Origin of the sequence: Micromonospora sp. NPDC053740 (assembly GCF_040677775.1) — a bacterium.
GTDB classification, from domain to species: Bacteria; Actinomycetota; Actinomycetes; order Mycobacteriales; family Micromonosporaceae; genus Micromonospora; species Micromonospora alfalfae.
The window spans coordinates 345389-363953 of the sequence record NZ_JBFASO010000001.1 but is presented as its reverse complement, the minus strand read 5'-3'; the positions used below and the strand labels follow the sequence as shown (position 1 = coordinate 363953).

At 71.7% G+C, this 18565-nt stretch carries 15 protein-coding genes; 10 read left to right on the top strand and 5 right to left on the bottom strand.

The genetic code is table 11. The features are described from left to right. Nucleotides 1–155: 155 nt before the first annotated feature. From AB0K35_RS01595 to AB0K35_RS01550, 10 genes are read left to right on the top strand one after another with little or no spacing between them, the layout of a single operon-like run. Nucleotides 156–1250, top strand: coding sequence for a LacI family DNA-binding transcriptional regulator (locus AB0K35_RS01595; protein ID WP_363882932.1), 1095 nt, complete (start codon nt 156–158; stop codon nt 1248–1250). Further along, nucleotides 1247–2182, top strand: coding sequence for a sugar ABC transporter permease (locus AB0K35_RS01590; RefSeq protein ID WP_357268835.1), 936 nt, complete (start codon nt 1247–1249; stop codon nt 2180–2182). The genes AB0K35_RS01595 and AB0K35_RS01590 overlap by 4 nt, the downstream gene beginning before the upstream one ends. 1 nt (nt 2183) lies before the next feature. Continuing rightward, nucleotides 2184–3023 carry a carbohydrate ABC transporter permease gene (locus AB0K35_RS01585; RefSeq protein WP_238667634.1) on the top strand — a complete coding sequence of 280 codons (840 nt, stop codon included), beginning with the start codon at nt 2184–2186 and terminating at the stop codon, nt 3021–3023. A 39-nt stretch (nt 3024–3062) separates the two neighbouring features. Beyond that, on the top strand, nt 3063–4355 hold the full coding sequence (locus AB0K35_RS01580) for a sugar ABC transporter substrate-binding protein (RefSeq protein ID WP_363882928.1): 1293 nt from the start codon (nt 3063–3065) through the stop codon (nt 4353–4355). Nucleotides 4356–4359: 4 nt separating this feature from the next. After that, entirely contained in the window at nt 4360–5529 is a 1170-nt protein-coding gene (locus tag AB0K35_RS01575) for an ADP-ribosylglycohydrolase family protein (protein WP_238667632.1), read from the top strand. Further along, nucleotides 5526–6887 carry an ADP-ribosylglycohydrolase family protein gene (locus AB0K35_RS01570; RefSeq protein ID WP_363882924.1) on the top strand — a complete coding sequence of 454 codons (1362 nt, stop codon included), beginning with the start codon at nt 5526–5528 and terminating at the stop codon, nt 6885–6887. The genes AB0K35_RS01575 and AB0K35_RS01570 overlap by 4 nt, the downstream gene beginning before the upstream one ends. After that, the gene (locus AB0K35_RS01565) at nt 6884–7822 is read left to right on the top strand and encodes a ribokinase (RefSeq protein WP_363882921.1); all 939 of its coding nucleotides are present in this window, start codon (nt 6884–6886) and stop codon (nt 7820–7822) included. Before AB0K35_RS01570 ends, AB0K35_RS01565 begins: the two co-directional genes overlap by 4 nt. After that, complete coding sequence (locus AB0K35_RS01560; protein WP_363882918.1) at nt 7819–9777, top strand: SUMF1/EgtB/PvdO family nonheme iron enzyme; 1959 nt, start codon at nt 7819–7821, stop codon at nt 9775–9777. Before AB0K35_RS01565 ends, AB0K35_RS01560 begins: the two co-directional genes overlap by 4 nt. Beyond that, entirely contained in the window at nt 9774–10961 is a 1188-nt protein-coding gene (locus AB0K35_RS01555) for a CoA transferase (RefSeq protein ID WP_363882915.1), read from the top strand. The genes AB0K35_RS01560 and AB0K35_RS01555 overlap by 4 nt, the downstream gene beginning before the upstream one ends. After that, nucleotides 10961–11782 (top strand): CoA ester lyase, encoded by an 822-nt coding sequence (locus tag AB0K35_RS01550; RefSeq protein ID WP_363882912.1) that lies wholly within the window; start codon nt 10961–10963, stop codon nt 11780–11782. The genes AB0K35_RS01555 and AB0K35_RS01550 overlap by 1 nt, the downstream gene beginning before the upstream one ends. 160 nt (nt 11783–11942) lie before the next feature. Here the strand turns inward: AB0K35_RS01550 and AB0K35_RS01545 are convergent, their stop codons facing one another. The 5 genes from AB0K35_RS01545 to AB0K35_RS01525 all read right to left on the bottom strand — a co-directional run bounded on the left by AB0K35_RS01545 (nt 11943) and on the right by AB0K35_RS01525 (nt 18292). Next, nucleotides 11943–12536: a DUF305 domain-containing protein gene (locus AB0K35_RS01545; RefSeq protein ID WP_238667626.1), complete on the bottom strand. Its 594-nt coding sequence runs from the start codon at nt 12534–12536 to the stop codon at nt 11943–11945. A gap of 70 nt (nt 12537–12606) precedes the next feature. After that, on the bottom strand, nt 12607–13521 hold the full coding sequence (locus AB0K35_RS01540; protein WP_357359942.1) for a DUF1996 domain-containing protein: 915 nt from the start codon (nt 13519–13521) through the stop codon (nt 12607–12609). Between the two features lie 248 nt (nt 13522–13769). Next, nucleotides 13770–14432: a C39 family peptidase gene (locus tag AB0K35_RS01535; protein ID WP_363882908.1), complete on the bottom strand. Its 663-nt coding sequence runs from the start codon at nt 14430–14432 to the stop codon at nt 13770–13772. A 1315-nt stretch (nt 14433–15747) separates the two neighbouring features. Continuing rightward, on the bottom strand, nt 15748–17631 hold the full coding sequence (locus AB0K35_RS01530) for a Xaa-Pro dipeptidyl-peptidase (protein WP_363882906.1): 1884 nt from the start codon (nt 17629–17631) through the stop codon (nt 15748–15750). Between the two features lie 124 nt (nt 17632–17755). Further along, complete coding sequence (locus AB0K35_RS01525; protein WP_238669543.1) at nt 17756–18292, bottom strand: helix-turn-helix domain-containing protein; 537 nt, start codon at nt 18290–18292, stop codon at nt 17756–17758. Nucleotides 18293–18565 lie beyond the last annotated feature (273 nt).

Sequence of the window (18565 nt, the reverse complement as noted above, 5' to 3'; positions counted from 1 at the left end):
CCCTCCGCGGCGGCGTGTCGCGGCAATAACTTCATGATCAACGGGGTGGGGGTGGGGTGGTTGGAAACGTTTTCGTAACGGGGGGTTGACCTCTCTGGCGCTTGCGGAGCAGACTCCCCGGAAACGTTTACAGCTATCGGGTGGAGGTGCCGGACGTGGGTCGTAAACGTTTACAGGAACCGGCGGACGGTCGGCCCACGGTGCACACCGTCGCCGCCCGCGCCGGCGTCTCCATCGCGTCCGCCTCGCGGGTGCTCAACGGCGTCGGCGGCAGCCCCGAGACGATCCGCAAGGTTCGCGAGGCGGCGGCCGAGGTCGGCTACGTGCCCAACGCGATCGCCCGGTCGTTGCAGTCCCAGCGCACCGGTCTCGTCGCGCTCGCCGTGGAGGACATCGGCAACCCGGTCTACGTGGAGATGATGCGGGCCATCGAGGCAGTTGTCGCGTCCTCCGGGCGGCAACTGCTGGTGCACGCCACCGGTGGGCGGATCGACAACGAGACCGCCCTGCTGCGTCGGCTGGCCAACCGTTACGTGGACGGCATGATCGTCTCGCCGATCCGGGTCACCGACGACCACCTCACCGCGCTGGTGGACAGTCCGGTGCCCGTGGTGGTCGTCGGCCAGCTCGGCGAGGACGCCCCGATCGACAACGTGCGTACCGACTCACGGCACGGTGTGGCGCTGGCCGTGGACCATCTCGTCGCCACCGGCCGACGGCGGATCGGCTTCGTCAACGGCCCGCTCGACACCGTCCCGGGCGCCGCCCGCGACGCCGGATTCCGGGCCGCCCTGGCCGGACACGGCATCCCGCTCGACGCCGCGCTCATCGAGGTCGGCGACTTCCAGTACGCCGCCGGCCGCGCCGCCACCGAGCGGCTGCTCGCCCGCGCCGACCCGGACGCCCTGGTCTGCGCCAATGACCTCATCGCGGTTGGCGCGCTGCACGCCCTGCTGGTCGCCGGTCGTCGGGTGCCGCAGGACGTGGCACTGGTCGGCATGGACGACACCGAACTGGCCCGGATGATGTTTCCCCAGCTCTCCAGCGTCTCGCTCGGCTCGGCCGAGCGTGGTCGCCGAGCCGCCGAACTGCTCCTGCAACGCATTGCCGACGCCACACTGCCGCCGCGACGCGAGCAGGTGCCGCCGAACCTCGTCGTCCGCGCGTCCAGCGCTGCGACGGTGCCGTCCCCTCGACCCGCCGCCGGCCCACCGACCACCCACCCGTCCAGCGAAGGGGTGACCGCATGACCACCCTGGCCGAGCGGCCGGACGTCGAGCGGGCCGAGCCGGCCCGCCGGCGCAACCGGTTCCGCTCCGACCGCACCACCATCTATCTTCTGTTGCTGCCGTCGCTGCTGCCGATCGTGGTGCTGTCGGTGTTCCCGCTGCTGCGCGGCATCTACCTCGGCTTCACCGACGCCCGCGCCGGGCGCAACGTCGAGGTCAGCTTCACCGGCCTGGCCAACTACCGGGAACTCCTCGGCGACGAGCTGTTCTGGAACTCGTTCAAGATCGGCCTGCTCTGGGCGGTCGGGGTGACGGTGTTGCAGTTCCTGCTCGCCCTCGGGCTGGCGCTGCTGCTCAACCAGCAACTGCGGTTCCGAGGTGTGGCGCGGGTGCTGGCCGTCGTGCCGTGGGCGATGCCGCCCGTCGTGGTCGGCATCCTGTGGAAGCTCGTCTACCACCCCGACGCCGGCCTGATCAACGAGTTCTTCCACCGCATCGGCGCTGACGGACTGCGGACGAACTGGCTGGGCGACTTCAGCACCGCCCTGCCCGCGGTGATCATCGTCGGGGTCTGGGCGGGCATGCCGCAGACCACAGTCGTCCTGCTCGCCGGCCTGCAGGGCGTGGGTCGCGAGCTGCACGAGGCGGCGGCGGTGGACGGGGCGAGCACCTGGCACCGGTTCCGGCACGTCACGCTGCCCGCGCTGGCGCCGGTGATCGTGGCGATCACCTCGCTGGACTTCATCTGGAACTTCAACTCGTTCGGCCTGGTCTACGTGCTCACCGCCGGTGGACCGGGCGGCAAGACGATGCTGCCGATGCTCTTCGCGTACGAGGAGGCGTTCCGCTACGGCAACTACGGCTACGCGGCGGCGCTCGGCAACGTCATGGTCGTGATCATCATCGCGCTGCTCGCTGTCTATCTCCGTCGCCGGCTCAGGGAGGCGAACTGACATGTTCGGAAAACCGAGCCGCACGAGCCGGACGCTTCAGTACCTGGCGCTCGCCGGCTACCTGATCTTCCTCGGGTTCCCGCTGGTCTGGCTGCTCTCCACGGCGTTCAAACCGCCGCGCGAGCTGGTACGCCTGCACCCGACGTTGATCCCGGACAACCCGACACTGCAGAACTTCGTGCAGGCGTTCACCGAACAGGAACTGGGTCGGGCGGCGCTCAACAGCCTCCAGGTCTCCCTCGCCTCGGCGGTGCTGACAGTGCTGGTCGCCATGCCGGCGTCGTACGCCCTCGCCCGGTTCCGCTCCAAGCTCGGCACCGCCGCGCTGGGCTGGGTGCTGCTGTCCCAGCTCTTCCCGTTCGTGCTGCTGATCATCCCGATCTTCCTGGTGCTGCGGCAGGTCGGCCTGGCCAACACGCACGCCGGGCTGGTGCTGATCTACGTGGTCTGGGCGCTGCCGTTCGCGCTGTGGATGTTGCAGGGCTTCGTCCGCAACATCCCGAGGGAGCTGGAGGAGGCTGCCTCGGTCGACGGCGCCACCCGGGTGCAGGTCCTGCGGCGGGTGGTCTTTCCGTTGCTCGCCCCGGGTCTGGTCGCTACCGCGCTGTTCTCCTTCATCTCGGCCTGGAACGAGTTCTTCTTCGCACTGGTGCTGATCAAGACCCCGGAGTTGGCCACCCTGCCGGTGGCGCTGGCCCGGTTCGTCGGCATCGAGGGCACCGCCCGGCTGGGACCCCTGGCCGCCGGCTCACTGCTGGCCACGCTGCCCAGCCTGATCTTCTTCGCGTTCATGCAGCGCCGGCTCTCGTCCGGGTCGCTCGCGGGCGCGGTCAAGGGCTGACCCGTCCCCCCAACCACCACCACCAAGGAGGTAACCCCCATGTTCCGTACCCGATTCCGTCGACTCGCGGCGGGCGCCGCGGTCGCGGTCATCGGCCTCGGCGCGCTCACCGCGTGCGGTGCCGGCGGCGACGACGAGGCCACCTCGGGCCCGGCCAAGCTGCGCTTCCTCAGCCTCGCCTGGCAGAAGGAGTCGTTGCAGGTAAACAAGGATCTGGTCGCCAAGTGGAACGCCGAGCACCCGGACATCCAGGTCGAGTACGTCCAGGGTGACTGGAACTCGGTGCACGACCAGCTGCTCACCTCGTTCGAGGGCGGCGACGCGCCGGACATCGTGCACTACGAGGCGTCCTCGATTGGCGAGTTCAGCAAGCAGGGCTACCTGGCCGACCTCTCCGACCTGGTCTCCGACGACCTGAAGGGCCAGATCGACAAGGGCATCTGGGACACCACCACCGTCGACGGCAAGGTCACCGGTGTGCCGTTCCTGCTGGAGTCGCAGGTCGTCATCGCCAACAAGAAGTTGCTCGACGCCGCCGGTGTCGCGGTGCCGCCGGCCGACGGCGGCTGGACCTGGGACGAGTTCCAGGCCAACGCGCAGAAGCTCACCAAGCCCGGCCAGTACGGCGCGGCCTGGGCGCTGAAGTCGCCGACCAACCGGGTGCTGAACCTGGCGCTCAACTACGACGGCAAATTCTTCTACGGCGACGGTGGCCGCACCGAGGTCAAGGTCGGCGACGCGGAGAAGGAGATCCCGAAGCGGATCCACGACATGCTCTACACCGCCAAGTCCGCCTCCCCGGAGGCGCTCGGCATGAGCGGCGCGGACACCCTGCCCGGCTTCTTCGGCGGCAAGTACGCGATGCTGCCCGGCTCGGTGTCGCTGCGCCAGCAGATGGTCGAGCAGGCGCCGGCCGGCTTCGAGTGGGTCACACTGCCCCCGATCAAGGGGCTCTCCAGCAAGCAGGCCGCCAACCCGCAGACGCTGTCCATCTCCGAGGACAGCAAGCACAAGAAGCAGGCCGCGCAGTTCCTGGAGTACTTCCTGAACCCGACCAACATGGCGGCCCTGGCCAAGGGCGACTGGTTGGTGCCGACCGGCAAGCAGGCCAACGAGGAACTGGTCAAGCTCACCGCCGGCAAGCAGGGCTGGGACGTCGCCGCGGACAGCGCCACGGACCTGACCGTCGCCCCGTTCCAGCAGGCCGACGGCTACCCGGAGTGGAAGACCAAGTACGCCACGCCGGCCCTCCAGCAGTACTTCGCCAACAAGATCACCCTCGATCAGCTCGGCACGCAGCTGGTCGACGGTGGCAAGCAGGTTCTGAGGTAACGACATGTCACTCTTGCTCGACACATCGGTCGGTTGCCTGGTCGGCGCCGCGGTCGGAGACGCCCTGGGTGGCGCCACCGAGACGGCGCTGCCCGAGCAGATCCGCACCCGCTTCGGCGGCTGGGTCGAGGGCATCGTGCCCCCGTACCACGCCGACTGGGCCACCGCGCGGCCCCTCGCGCCGTACCACAAGGGCGACGGGCACATCACCGACGACACGTTGATGACCCACGCCCTGGTCCGCGCGTACGCGGCCAAACGGGACCACCTCGACGCGTACGACGTGGTGGAGCTGCTGGTTCCCGACCTGATCGAGCGGGTGGTGTACATCCCCGACCTGGAGCGCGACGGGGTGACCTTCCACCGGCTCGCGGCCGCCGAGCGGTGGCTGGTCACCCGACTGCACCACGCGCACGCGGATCCGCGCGAGGCCGGGGTCGGCAACATCGTCAACTGTGGCGCGGCCATGTACATGGCCCCGGTCGGCATCGTCAACGCGGGCGACCCGGCCGGGGCGTACGCCGAGGCGGTGGAGATCGCCGGCGCGCACCAGCACAGCTACGGTCGGGAGGCCGCCGCCGTGTTCGCGGCAGCGGTCGCGGCGGCCGCGACGCCCGGCGCGGGTGTCGAGGACGTCGTCGTGGCGGCGCTGGACCTGGCCCGCGACGGCACCCGCGCGGCCATCGACGCGGTGGTCAAGGAGGCCCGCGGCCACCACGACTGGAAGCAGGCCATCCCGGCGCTGCGGGCCGCCGTCGCCCCCTACGACACGGTGGGGGAGGAGTACCGCAGCCCCGGCCTCGGCGCGCGGCGGCCCAGCCGGCTGCACGCCATCGAGGAGCTGCCGGTGGCTCTCGGCATGCTCGTGGTGGCCGGCGGCGACTTCCGGGCCGCGGTGCTCGGCTCGGTCAACTACGGCCGGGACGCCGACTCCACAGCCACCATGGCCGCCGCCATCGCCGGGGCGCTCGGTGGCGCCGACGCGGTGCCGGCGGAGTGGTCCGACGTTGTCGCCACCGCCTCCAGGACCGACCTTGTGGAGCCGGCCCGGGTCCTCGCGACGGTGGCCGGCGAGGTGTTCGAGCGCGACCAGGCCCGGTTCGCCCGCCGGGCGGAGCGGTTCGCCGGGCTGGCCGCCGGTGACACCCGGGGGGTTGGGGGCGAGACCCGGTGAGGATCACCTGGGTTCAGCCGGAGGACCTGCTGCCGCACGAGCTGGCGGCCAGCCGTGACGAGGGACGCGACGTCGCCGCGATCGCCCAGCGGTGGACGGCGGCCGGCGGGGACCTGACCCCACCGGTCAGCGGGGCGTCGGTGACCCCGGCATCGCCGCAGCTGCGGACCCTCGCCACGGAGCTGCTGGACGCCGCCGACGCGTTGCCCGCCCTCGACAGCGCCGACGAGGCCGACGACCTGGCCACGCTGCGCGCCGGATGGCCGACCAACTGGTCGCTGCCGACCGAGGCCGCGTACGACCGGCTGCACGGCGGGTGGCTCGGCCGGGCGGTCGGCTGCCTGCTCGGCAAGCCGGTGGAGAAGATTCCCCGCGAGGGCATCCGGGAGATCCTCACCGCGACCGACCGGTGGCCGCTGCGCGACTGGTTCACAGCGAAGGGACTCCCGGCCGACGTGGCCGCCCGCTGGCCGTGGAACCGGCGCAGCGCGCCGACCAGCCTCGCCGAGAACATCGACGGGATGCCCGAGGACGACGACCTGAACTACGCGTTGCTGGCCCTGCGCGTGCTGGAGACGCACGGTCGGGGCTTCACCAGCGCCGACGTGGCGCAGGCGTGGCTGGACTGGCTGCCTGGCGGGCGGGTCTTCACCGCCGAGCGGGTGGCCTACCGCAACCTGCTGCTCGGGTACCCGCCGCCGCAGAGCGCCCGCCGGCACAACCCGTTCCGGGAGTGGATCGGCGCGCAGATCCGCACCGACGTGTACGGCTGGGTCAACCCCGGCCGACCGGACCGCGCCGCCGAGTTGGCGGTGCGGGACGCGACGGTCAGCCATGTCCGGGGTGGGGTGCACGGCGCGCTCTGGGCGGCGGCGCTGGCCGCCGCCGCCCCGGTGGCCGACACGGTGGACGAGGTGCTGGACGCCGCCGAGGCGGTGCTGCCGCCGGGAAGCCGGTTCGCCGCCACGGTCCGGGAGGCGCGTGAGCTCGGCGCGGGGACCGACGACTGGGAACGCGTTGTCGACGAGCTGTACGCACGACACGGCCACCTGCACTGGGTGCACGTCCGCAACAACGCCGCGCTGGTGGCCGCCGCCCTCGCGTACGGGCGGGGGGACCTGGAACGGTCGATCACCGCCGTGGTCAGCGGCGGCTGGGACACCGACTCGACCGGCGCGACTGTCGGCGCGGTGACCGGAGCGCTCACCGGTGCGTCCGGGCTGCCGCAGCGTTGGGTGGCCCCGCTACGCAATCGGCTGGCCAGCAGTATCGCCGGCTTCGACGGGATCGGCTTCGACGAGCTGGCCGAGCGGACCCTCGCCCTGGCACAGCCGGCGATAGAAGGGGGCGTGGCATGAGCGCGCGGGTGGCGGTGGTGGGCAGCAGCAACCTGGACCTGGTGGTCACCGCGTCGCGGCTGCCCCACCCCGGTGAGACGGTGCTCGGCGAGAACTTTCGGACCGTACCCGGCGGCAAGGGCGCCAACCAGGCCGTCGCCGCCGCCCGGGCCGGAGCGGCCTGCGACTTCGTGGGCGCGGTCGGCGACGACGAGTTCGGTACCCGGATGCGGGCGAGTCTCGTCGACGCCGGGGTGGACGTCAGTGGTCTGCGGACCGCCGCGGGCCCCTCCGGCGTCGCGTTGATCGCCGTCGACCGGGACGCGGAGAACTTCATCCTGGTAGCGCCCGGCGCCAACGGCACGCTGACCGAGCTGAACGCGGACGACCGGGCGACGATCGCGGCGGCAGACGTGCTGCTGCTGCAACTGGAGGTGCCGCTGACCGCCGTACTCCAGGCGGCGCACTGGGCCCGGGCCGACGGCACCACAGTGGTACTGAACGCAGCACCCGCCGCCGCGCTGCCCACCGCACTGCTCGACCTCGTCGACGTGCTGGTGGTCAACGAGCATGAGGCGGCGGTCGTCGCCGAGGTCGCCTCCGACGACCCACCGGTGCTGCTCGACGCCCTGCTGAAGCTTGTGCCCCGGGTGGTGCTCACCCTCGGCGCGCGCGGTGCCGCGTACGCCGATCGACACGGCCTGCGTCTCGCGGTCCCGGCGCCGCAGATCGACGCGGTGGACACCACCGCCGCCGGTGACGCGTTCACCGGCGCGCTCGCCGTGGGCTGGGCCGAACGCGGCGGCGCCAGCAGCGAGGACACCGTCACAGCCAGCCTGCGCTGGGCCTGCGCCGCCGGCGCGGCCTGCGCCCAGCGGCCCGGGGCGTCGACCGCCCTGCCCGCCCGGCCGGCCATCGACGCCCTCTACGACGCGACCTACCGAGGTGCACAGTGAGCTTCAACCCGTACGTCCCACGCCCGATCGACAGGCCGACCGAGGTGCCGTTGGGCGGGCACGCCGACCTGAGCACCCTGGACGAGGCGAAGATCTTCGCCGCCCCCGCCGACCCGGCCGACTGGCCGGCCTGGCGGGAGCAGATCGCCCGGTGGCGGGTCGACGCCCGGGACCGGATCGGTTACGTCGGCGAGCACTACGACGAGATCGCCGGTGACTGCTTCAGCGTCTGCCTGGCCTGGCTCTGGGACGAGACGCTCTACGACCACGAACGCGGCGTCTTCACCGTCGACGAGTTCCTCGACGCGGCCGGGCGGGACTTCGGCGGCTTCGACGGGGTGGTGCTCTGGCACGCGTACCCGGTGATCGGCCTCGACGACCGCAACCAGTTCGACTGGTACCGGGACGTGCCGGAGCTGCCCGATGTGGTGCGCGCGTTCCAGCAGCGTGGGGTGCGGGTCTTTGTCGACTACAACCCGTGGGACACCGGCACCCGGCGCGAGCCGGGCAGCGACGCCGACGAGGTCGCCACGCTGGCCGGCAAGCTCGGCGTCGACGGGGTCTTCCTGGACACCCTCAAGGAGGGCGCCGGGGAGCTCCGCGCCGCGCTGGACGCGGTGCGCCCCGGCATGGTACTGGAGGGCGAGAGCCGGGTGCCGCTGGCCCGCATCGCCGACCACGCGATGTCCTGGGCGCAGTGGTTCGCCGACTCCGAGGTGCCCGGCGTGCTGCGGGCGAAGTGGTTCGAGCGACGGCACGTGCTGCACCACACCCGGCGCTGGCACCGCGACCACCTCGACGAGCTGCACTCCGCCTGGCTCAACGGCGTCGGCGTGCTGGTCTGGGAGAGCGTCTTCGGCGTCTGGGTCGGCTGGAACGAGCGGGACCGCGCGGTGCTGCGGGCGATGCGCCGGGTGCAGGCCAGCCACGCGGCGTGGTTGCGCGCCGAGGACTGGGTGCCGCTCGCCGACCATCCCGGCGACGGCCAGGTGTACGCGTCCCGCTGGACGCACGACGACGAGCCGCTGTGGACCGTGGTGAACCGGGGCGCGGACCACGACGGCCCGTGGCTGGTCACCGACCCGGACGTCGACCGGCACTTCGTCGACCTGGTCACCGGTGCCGAGTTGACAGTCACCGAGACCGCCGACGGTCGACTGGCGGTGGGCGGCCCGCTCCCGGCTGGCGCGATCGCGGCCGTGGCGCGCGGAGTCGCCTCCGCTCACCGGCACGAGCCGCCGACCGGCGACAAGTCCTTCCCGGCCCGGGCCGCGGTGCGCGTCCGTACGCCGTGGGCACCCCGACCGCAGGTGCCGCCGGGCCTGGTCGCCGTCGGGAGCGGCCGGTACGACCTGGTCGTCCGGCACCGGGTACGGGAGACCGGGCTGTACGGCGAGGCGCCCTACGTCGACGAGTGGAAGCCCCTGCCGCCCCGGCTGCACCACCCCGGCACGCTGCGGCGCAGTGTGCGCCTCGGCCGGTTCGCCATCGCCGTGCACGAGGTCACCCACGGCGAGTACGCCGAGTTTTTGCGCGCCACCGGCTACGGTCCGGTGCGTCCGGAGCGGTTCACCGCCGGCTCCGGCCCGGCCGACGCCCCGGTGACCGGGGTCGAGCTGGCCGACGCGCGGGCGTACGCGGCGTGGGCCGGGCTGCGCCTGCCCACCGAGGACGAGTGGCAGGTCGCCGCCGAGGCGGGGCTGCTCGTGCGGCGGGAACCACTGGTGTGGAACCTGACCGAGAGCGAGCACTCCGACGGTCGTACCCGCTTCGCCATTCTGAAGGGCGGCGCCCAGTACCGGGCGGAGGGCTCCGACTGGTATTTCGACGGCGGCCCGCAACCGGCGGACGTGTCGGTGAAGCTGTTGCTCACCGGCGCCGGTCTGGCCCGTTCCGAGCAGGTCGGCTTCCGCTGTGCGGCCGACCTGTCGGAGGCGACGGAGGCGACCCGGTGACCGCGCCACTGGACGGCGTCACCGTCGTTGACCTGGCCACCCTCTTCGCCGGGCCGCTCGCTGCGGCGTTCCTCGGTGACTTCGGCGCCGACGTGATCAAGGTGGAGCATCCGGCCAAGCCGGACCCGTCGCGGGGGCACGGCCCGGCCCGCGACGGCGTCGGGCTCTGGTGGAAGGTGCTCGGCCGCAACAAGCGCACAGTCACCCTCAACCTGTCCGACCCGGACGGCGCGGCGTTGCTGCGCCGGCTGCTCGCCGACGCCGACGTGCTGGTGGAGAACTTCCGGCCCGGAACCCTGGAGCGGTGGGGGCTCGGCCCGGCCGAGCTGCACGCCGTCAACCCCCGGCTGGTGATCACCCGGATCAGTGGGTTCGGGCAGGTCGGCCCGTACGCCCGCCGGCCCGGATTCGGCACCCTCGCCGAGGCGATGAGCGGGTTCGCGGCGGCCACCGGGGAACCGGACGGGCCACCCACACTGCCCCCGTTCGGGCTGGCCGACTCGGTGAGCGCGCTCGCCGCCGCGTACGCCGTGATGCTCGCCCTGCGGGCCCGCGACGTCACCGGCACCGGGCAGGTCGTCGACCTCGCCATCATCGAGCCGATCATGGCGATGCTCGGGCCGCAGATCACCTGGTACGACCAACTCGGCTACGTCCAGCCCCGGCTGGGCAACCGGTCCAACAACAACGCCCCGCGCAACACCTACCGCTGTGCCGACGGGCGCTGGGTGGCGGTCTCCACCAGCGCGCAGAGCATCGCCGAGCGGGTGCTGCGGCTGGTCGGCCGCGGTGAGCTGGTCGACGAGCCGTGGTTCGCCACCGGCAGCGGCCGGGCCGCCCACGCCGACGAGTTGGACGCGGCGGTGAGCGCCTGGGTGGCGCAACGGGACCGCGACGAGGTGGTGGCCGCGTTCGAGGAGGCACAGGCCGCCGTCGCGCCCGTCTACGACGTGCGCGACATCCTCAGCGACCCGCAGTACGCCGCGCTGGGCACCGTGCGCACAGTTCCCGACGAGGAGTTGGGCGAGGTACGGATGCAGAACGTGCCGTTCCGCCTCGCCGAGACGCCCGGCGAGATCCGGCACGCCGGCCGACGACACGGCCAGGACACCGACGCGGTCTTCGGCGCGCTCGGCCTGACCGCCGAGGAGTTGGCCGCGCTGCGCGAACGGGGAGTGCTCTGATGCTGTTGAGCTGGCTCTACGTGCCCGGCGACCGCCCCGACCGGTTCGCCAAGGCGGTCGCCTCCGGTGCCGACGCGGTCATCCTCGACCTGGAGGACGCGGTGGTCGCCGGACGCAAGGCGTACGCCCGGGACGCGGTCGCCGAGTTCCTCGCCGAGACGCACCCGGTGCCCGTGCAGGTCCGGGTCAACGAGCTGACCGGCCCGGACCTCGACGCCGACCTGGCGGCGGTTGCCGGCCGACCCGGGTTGGCCGGGCTCCGGCTGCCGAAGGTCGAGTCGGCGGCGACGCTGGCGGCCCTCGCCGAGCGGGTCGACGTGCCAGTGCACCCGCTGATCGAGTCGGCGGTCGGGCTGGAGGCCGCGTACCCGATCGCCGCTGCCCACCCGGCGGTGGCCTCGATCGGGCTCGGCGAGGCCGACCTGCGCTCCGATCTGGGGGTGAGCGACGACGACGGGTTGCTCTGGGCGCGCGGCCGGGTGGTGGTCGCGGCCCGCGCGGCCGGTCTGGCCCCGCCGGCCATGTCGGTGTACGCCGACGTCGTCGACCTCGCCGGTCTGGCCGCCTCCTGCGCGGCGGGCCGACGGCTCGGCTTCCTCGGCCGTGCGGCGATCCACCCGCGCCAGCTCCCGGTGATCGTCGACGCGTTCCGGCCGGCCGACCGGGAGGTTGCCCGCGCCGCCGAGCTGCTGGCCGCCGTGGCGGACGCGCACCAGCGGGATTCGGGGACCGTGGTGCTGCCCGACGGCCGGTTCGCCGACCGGGCGATGGTGGCCGCCGCCCGGCGCGTCGTGGACCTCGCCGCCCGCTACGCCGCCTGAGCCTCGCCGGCCGATCTTCCAGGTCGCCGGTGTGGTGGATGGCCGGGCGGGGCAGCAGCGCCCGGCGGATCGAATCCCGCCACTAACCGGTTGCTGTCCCGTCCGGCCGAGCTCGCCGCGCTGCTCGACGAGATCGTCACCGCTCGCTGAGCGCGCACGGCTAGCCGGGGTCGAGACGATCGAGTCGTGCGAGGTCGGTGGTGCCGGACCGGACCACGGCCGCCGCGAGCGCCACTGTCCCCGGCTGGACTCCGCTCTGCTGCTCAGCGGTGGCGACCCGGACCGACTGCGCGAGATGCGCCCGTAGGTGCCCGGCGAGCAGGCGGTGAAACGACTGCCCGCTGGCCGCCCGCAGCGCTGTCATCTCCGGCGCCGTGACCATGCCCGGCATGTCGTGCCCCTCGTGCGGATTCGTCGTCGGGGCGGCAGCCTCGGCCAGCAGCCGGCGGGCCCGCTCCAGGTCGGCGCGCCGGGTGGTGGCCACCTGGGTGGCCGTCCGCCGCCAGGCCGGGTCGGTGGTCCGCGCCGGCACCAGATCGAGAACGGGCAGCAGGCGTTCGGTCATCGCCACAGTCAGTTGCAGCCAGGCGATGTCGGTGGGGTTGAACGCCGTACCAGTGGGCGTCGGCGCGGTCGTCGCGGGTGGCGCGGTCACGGGTGGTGTGGCGGTGCTGGCCGCGTCCCGTTGCCCGGCGCCACAGCCGGCGACGAGCAGCACGCCGATGAGCACCGTGAACGCCGTGGGCTGGCGCACCCGACCTCCCTTCCCAACCAGGGCGGCGGGCCCGGGTGACCGGACCCGCCGCATGGTGTGGAGCTGTCGCTCAGATCGGTCGGCCGTCGTGACCGCACTTGATGACGGGACGGATGCAGTCCTGGACCCGGCGGGCCAGCTCGGCCACCGGCCACGCGTTGAAGAAGTCGCCGTGCATCGTGTAGCCCGGCCCGGAGGCCAGCCGGAACCGTGACGGGTCACCGGTGACCGGGTACCGCAGCACCTGCCGCAACTTGGGCACGTGCACCGGGTGGGTGCTCGGGCAGGCCTGGTTCACCGGGTACGCCAGGTGGCTCTTGTGGTCCGGTGAGTCGAGATCACGGCCGTTCCAGCACTGCGGGAAGTCCAGGTACGACTCCAGCATCGTGCCGGACGGGCAGTTGACGAAGTCCTTCGACGGCGGCACGTGCCCGGCGTGCAGGCAGGACCAGCGGGCGATGCTGTCGTTCGGCCCGGTGGCCTTCGCGTTGCCGGCGACGAGCCGCAGCCCCTGCGGGAACGGCTGGGTGTTCGCGACGACGTCGGCGCGTACGCCCTCACCCAGGTAGTAGAACGTGGCGATCGCCGGCTCCACCGCGACGTTGTCCCGGTACAGGGTCGGCACCCAGTAGGACGAGACGTCCACCCGCGGGTCGCAGGTGGTGGGGGAGTTGACCAGGTCCGGGAGGGTGGTCTTGGCGTTCGTCACAGTGCTGCCGAAGAAGCTGTGCATGTGCGACGCCCCGGGCAGCCCGGGGAAGACGATCGGGTCGTCCGGCAGCCGGTGGCTGTACGTGCAGTCGGCGGGGAACTCGGCGACCCGGATGGCGTTGGCGCCGAAGTCAGCGCCGGCTCGGCCGGAGGCGGCGTCGGCCCGGTCGGTGGCGGAGACCAGGTACGTGCCGAGTAGCACCAGCAGGGCGCCGATCGCCGTGGCGAGGCGCAGTCGGCGGGGGATGCCGGAGAGGGGTGCGGCCCTGTCCATCGTGACTCCTGTCGGGGACGGGTCAGGGACAGCTCCGGCGCCGCCGCCGAAGGCATCGGAGTTGTGCCTGGCCAGACTGGGTGGTGGCCGGTTGGGGCCGGTGCGAGAGAGCGCTCTCACTGCTCCCCAGCCTCATGCTGAAGTCGACAATTGTCAATACGTGCCGCAGTTGGTGGAAAAGTCGCCGAAGGGCCGGGCCCCGTGGTGGGGGTCCGGCCCTTCGTCGTGTGCGTGTGTGTGGGTGGGTGTCAGCTGGTGGCGTAGCCGCGGGTGGCGATCCAGTCGGCGAGGTGTTCGACGCTGATCTGGTAGGCGGCTTGGTTGGGGTCGGCGGAGTCGGCGATGGTGACGGTGGTGCCGTTGTCGTGGTAGCCGACGACGCTGATGTAGTGCCCGCCCTCGTAGGAGTGGCTCACGCCGTCGGTGTCGGTGCTGGTGCCGGCGATGTTGGCGACCACGGCCCTACCGTCGTCAACAGTCTTGACGATGTCGGCGCGCAGCGTGTCGGTCTGCTTGGCGTCAGCGTCGGGGGTGCTGATCTCCACCGACCGGTAGGCGTTGGTCTTGCCGGTTTCCTTGTTCAGGACGGGGGTGATGTCGTTGATGGAGTTGGTGCCGGCCTCGGTGGTGCCCATTTCCTTGGCCATGTCATCAACGTTGATGTTCTTACCCTGCACACTCAGGGCGTTACGGGTGGCGGCGGGCCCGCAGTAGTAGAAGTTCGGCTGGGCTTCGTAGCGCACGCCCAACTCCCGCTCACCGTGGCCGGCCTTGCGGTCGGTCTGGGTTTGGGTGGCCGGCTTGGTGGTGGGTGCGGCGAAGGCGGTGGTGACGGGGCCGGCGATGGTGCCTGCGGTGAAGGCGAGGCCGGCGGCGGTCAGAGTGGTCTTACGGATCAGATCGGTACGCATGATGGCGTGCTCCTCTGCGTCGGGGGTGTGCCCGCACCACCTCGGGGGGTGTGGTGGTGCGGGGAAAGTTCTTGCCCGGCGACCCGCAACGAGGGGGTCGGCGTCGGGACAGGGTGTAACCGTTCGCGGTGGCAGGTCATTCCTGCCCGGGGGGTCGGCCGTTGTGGTGCTCGGCCGTGCGGGGGATGTAACCGGGGCGGCCTGGCGGGTGTTCCCGGCGACTGTCATGCCCGGCCGCTGTGGTGCTCGGCCGTGCGGGGGGTGTAACTGGGCCGGCCTGCGGGGTGTTCCCGGCAGGGAGTTCCTGGCTGCGGTTGCCGGCGGGGTCGCGGACCACGACCCGGGCTGTTGCGGTGGTCTGCCAGGTATAACGACCCGGCCCGGCCCACGATTCCGCCGCCGGGGTGGCCCCGACCACCCGACATTCACCCCGAACCCGACAAACCATCCACCCCACCACCCCTGTCGAACCCGACACGGTGGTCAGCGCAGGGATGATCCACTCGGGTTCCTGGAAGTCGCGGTGTCCCGCTGCCCGGGATGCCCCGACATCACGAAACCCGAGTGGATCATGCCCGCGTGCACGTTGTCCCCGGACCGGGACTGACCAGCAGGTCGGCGCGTCGTGAGGTCGACCCTGATCGGGTTGCCGTGTGGGGCGGTAGGGCTGGTTGAGGTTGAGCGGCGCGTCGGGCCTGGTTGAGGTTGGCCGAGTGGTCCGGTCGCGTCTGGTCGGGGTTTCCGCGTCCTGTGGCCGGGCCTTGTCGAGGTTGCGGGTGGTGCGGTGGGCCCTGGTTGAGGTTGCCGCGTCGTTTGGTGCGGCCTGGCCCAGCTCAGCGGAGTGCGAACCCGGCGCAAGATCGTGCTTGATCCAGGAAACAGGGCCTTCCTCGTGCCACGAGACCACTAGATCAAGGATCGAGCACGACCTTGCGGACTTGGGGCAGGGCACCGGCAAGCTCGCTCGATCCCCGGCCTGAACGCCGTCGCGCAAGGAGAGCGGCTGTTCGTCAACGCCGGGCCAGCGTCGATCAAGGAGTTGTGGTGGGTGACAAGATGCTCAGTCGTGGCCAAACCGGGCACCACAACTCCATGATCGCCTCGACCGGGCAGGGCAGCACGCGCGGGGGGCAGCCACGCGCGGGGGCAGCACCGGCGAGGCGGCACTCGCGGGGCGGCGCGGGCGGGGGTGGTCCCGACGTGCGGGTGGGCAGGGCGCCGGCAAGCTCGCACGGCGCGGCCGGAGCGGTTCCGACGTGCGGGTGGGGCAGCCCGAACGCGTCGGACTGCCCCACCCGGGAGCGCACTGACGAGATCAGAACCCGAGTACGGTCCGTCCGCCGACCACCGGCAGTCGCAGTTCGCTGTCGTTCGGTGCGACCCGCAGCTCGGTGCCGCCCAACGGCAGGAGTGTGTACTCCTGGTCGCTGGAGAAGACGACAACGCCGATCCGGTGTCCCGCCGGGAAGATGTAGTCCTTCGGCTCCATGGTCCACCGGTAGTCGTACATTTTGCCCTGCTTGATCGGCTCGGTGCGCGCGGCGCTCTTGCGGTTCTGCGGATCCATCCACCCTCGCGTCACCACGGTCGGGGCGGCGGTCGACCCGGCAGGGCCGTAGTCGACAAGGTACGCGGTGAGGTTCGCGTCCGGCTTGTTGTCGACAGCCATCCGCAGCCGCATCTCCGGACGCCCGGAGATGCGTACGCTCTGCGTCAGCTCGGGGGAGCGGTAGGCGAGTCGGTTGGCGCTCGCGGTGTCCGGATTGGACACCAGGGTGTCCGGGTGGATGGTCCGGCCCTCGTCGACGAAGCTCTGCTCGATCTTGGCCTTCGGCGGCTTGCCGGTGGTGAGCGCGCCGGGTGCCGTGGTGTCGGTGGCCGCGAAGCGCAGGCCGACCTCCCGTGCCGCCGGGTCGGGCCAGTTGGCGTACGTGGTGTAGGCGCGGTCCTCGCGCTGGAGCACCGCGGTCGGCTCGTCCATGATGCCGTTGCGGACGTTCCACAGCCAGAAGTCGAACCAGCGGTTCTCGGTCTGCTTGTACGTCCACGTCTGACCGCTGGGCAGGGTCACCGACGCGCTGCTGCCGGGGCCACCGTGGCCGCCCTGGTGCAGCCAGATCTTGCGGGGGACGTCGCGCTTGGCGAGTTGGTCCCACCAGCCGGCGAAGTGCTCGGTCTTCACGTTCCAGTCGTTGAGGCCGTGCACGACGAAGACGCTGGCCTTGACGTCGCGGGCGTCGAGGTAGTCGCGGTCCTGCCAGAACTTCGAGTAGTCGCCGGTGACCCGGTCCTGCTTCGCGGTGATCTCGGCGAGCTCGTCGGCGCACTGCCCCTCGGCGCGTGCCTGCCCGGCGGTGTACTGGGCCAGGATGTCGAGGTCCTCGCCCTGGAAGGTGCCGGGCGCGACGACGAGGCCGTTGGCCCGGTAGTAGTCGTACCAGCTGCTGATCGCGGAGACCGGCACGATGGTCTTGAGCCCCTTGACGCCCGTGGTGGCCACCTGGTTGGGCAGCGTCCCGTTGTAGGAGACACCGGTCATGCCGACCGCGCCGGTGGTCCAGCCGGCGGTGACCGGGGCGCCGTTCACGTCGTACGCCTTCGCCCGGCCGTTGAGCCAGTCGATGACCGCCTTGGTGCCGAGCGTCTCGGCCTGGTCTCCGCTGGTCGGGCAGCCGTCCGAGTCGCCGGTGCCGACGCTCTGGCCGAGCACCACCGCGTACCCGCGGGGCACGTAGTAGTCGTCCAGCGAGCCGGGCAGGTTGGCTTTCGCCTGGGCCCGTTGTGCGCCGGCGTCGAGGGCGCGACGCCCGTTGCGGTCGGTCAGGCCGTTCTGTGGCAGGTCGTCGACCAGCACGCTCGGGTACGGCACGTCACCCCAGGTGCCCTTGCGGTACGGGCTGTGCTCGAAGATGACGGGCACCTTGAAGCCCTGCGTGGCGGTCTCCCGGGGGCGGGAGATGTCGATCGCCACCCGGTCGGGTCGACCGTCGTGGTCGGTGTCCACCGGGGTCTGGACGAACACCCGCTCCTCGATCGCGTCGGCGAGCGAGAACACCGGTTGGGTCATGCCGTCGCTGACCACGATGCCGGTGGGCGTGGTGGGCGTGGGCGGAGCCGCAGCCGCGGGTGGGGTTGCGCTGAGGACCAGGGCGCCGGACACGCCGACGCTCAGGAGTGCCAGATGACGGGGTCGACGCATGCGCGTCTCCCTTCGGTTGGGCTGGTTGCCGGGTAGGCACTGGCCAATCTCGAAGATCCATTCGTCGCCATGCTAGGTCCGCCGGGGCGTCCCGTCGATCCCATCGGTTGTCCACTGTGGTCGGTCAGGGAGTCGGTGGCGTCACCGCGATGATCAGGTGGGAGCGCTGGTCGCTGGCGTTGCGGTAGAGGTGCGCCAGGCGCGAGTCGAAGGTGACCGATTCACCGGCGGTGAGGGTGTACGACTCACCGCCGATCTCGGCGACGACCTCACCGGTGATGACGATCGCGCATTCGGTCGACGGGTGCGCCCACGGTTCGGCTGAGCTGGCGTCGCCGGGTGCGAGGTGGGCCTGGAGCACTTCCAGGTCGCCGCGGCCGGGGGTGAGTCGTTCGTAGGTGATCTGGCCGGGTGGCGCGGCCAGCCTGGTCCGGGCGCCGACGCGGCTGACGTGCACGGGTGGCGCTTCCGGTTCGGAGAACAGCTCCGCGATCGAGGTGTCGAAGACCTGGGCGAGCTTCCGCAGTGTGGAGAGGCTGGGGTCGGTGGCGCCGTTCTCGATCTGGCTGAGCAGGGCGGGGGACACGTCGGCGGCTGTGGCGAGCTGACGCAGCGTGAGGGAGTGCTGCTGACGCAGGTCGCGGAGGCGGTCACCGAGCATGGGTCCTCGTTCCAAATTCAGTGTGGCTGAATCTTGATTGACCAAACTATACGGCCCTGTTTAGGATCACTAAACATTAGGCGGCAATGTTCATTTCAAGCGAACAAGCCGCACCGAGGCGCGAACCGGACGTCTCCGCCCGGTCTACATCCAACCCCGAGACGACGCCCCCGAGAAGCCCGCGACGCCCGTCCTCCCATCGGCCCGGCCGACGCGTGGTGTCGCCCGCCGGGCGTCGCACGCCCCGCGGATCCCGCACGACGGGCCGCGCGA

Excerpts from the sequence above, each read along its gene's own strand:
- AB0K35_RS01580 (WP_363882928.1), top strand. The coding sequence starts at position 3,063 with ATGTTCCGTACCCGATTCCGTCGACTCGCGGCGGGCGCCGCGGTCGCG.
- AB0K35_RS01525 (WP_238669543.1), bottom strand. The coding sequence starts at position 18,292 with ATGCTCGGTGACCGCCTCCGCGACCTGCGTCAGCAGCACTCCCTCACG.
- AB0K35_RS01590 (WP_357268835.1), top strand. The coding sequence starts at position 1,247 with ATGACCACCCTGGCCGAGCGGCCGGACGTCGAGCGGGCCGAGCCGGCC.
- AB0K35_RS01585 (WP_238667634.1), top strand. The coding sequence starts at position 2,184 with ATGTTCGGAAAACCGAGCCGCACGAGCCGGACGCTTCAGTACCTGGCG.
- AB0K35_RS01575 (WP_238667632.1), top strand. The coding sequence starts at position 4,360 with ATGTCACTCTTGCTCGACACATCGGTCGGTTGCCTGGTCGGCGCCGCG.
- AB0K35_RS01565 (WP_363882921.1), top strand. The coding sequence starts at position 6,884 with ATGAGCGCGCGGGTGGCGGTGGTGGGCAGCAGCAACCTGGACCTGGTG.
- AB0K35_RS01540 (WP_357359942.1), bottom strand. The coding sequence starts at position 13,521 with ATGGACAGGGCCGCACCCCTCTCCGGCATCCCCCGCCGACTGCGCCTC.
- AB0K35_RS01535 (WP_363882908.1), bottom strand. The coding sequence starts at position 14,432 with ATGCGTACCGATCTGATCCGTAAGACCACTCTGACCGCCGCCGGCCTC.
- AB0K35_RS01550 (WP_363882912.1), top strand. The coding sequence starts at position 10,961 with ATGCTGTTGAGCTGGCTCTACGTGCCCGGCGACCGCCCCGACCGGTTC.
- AB0K35_RS01530 (WP_363882906.1), bottom strand. The coding sequence starts at position 17,631 with ATGCGTCGACCCCGTCATCTGGCACTCCTGAGCGTCGGCGTGTCCGGC.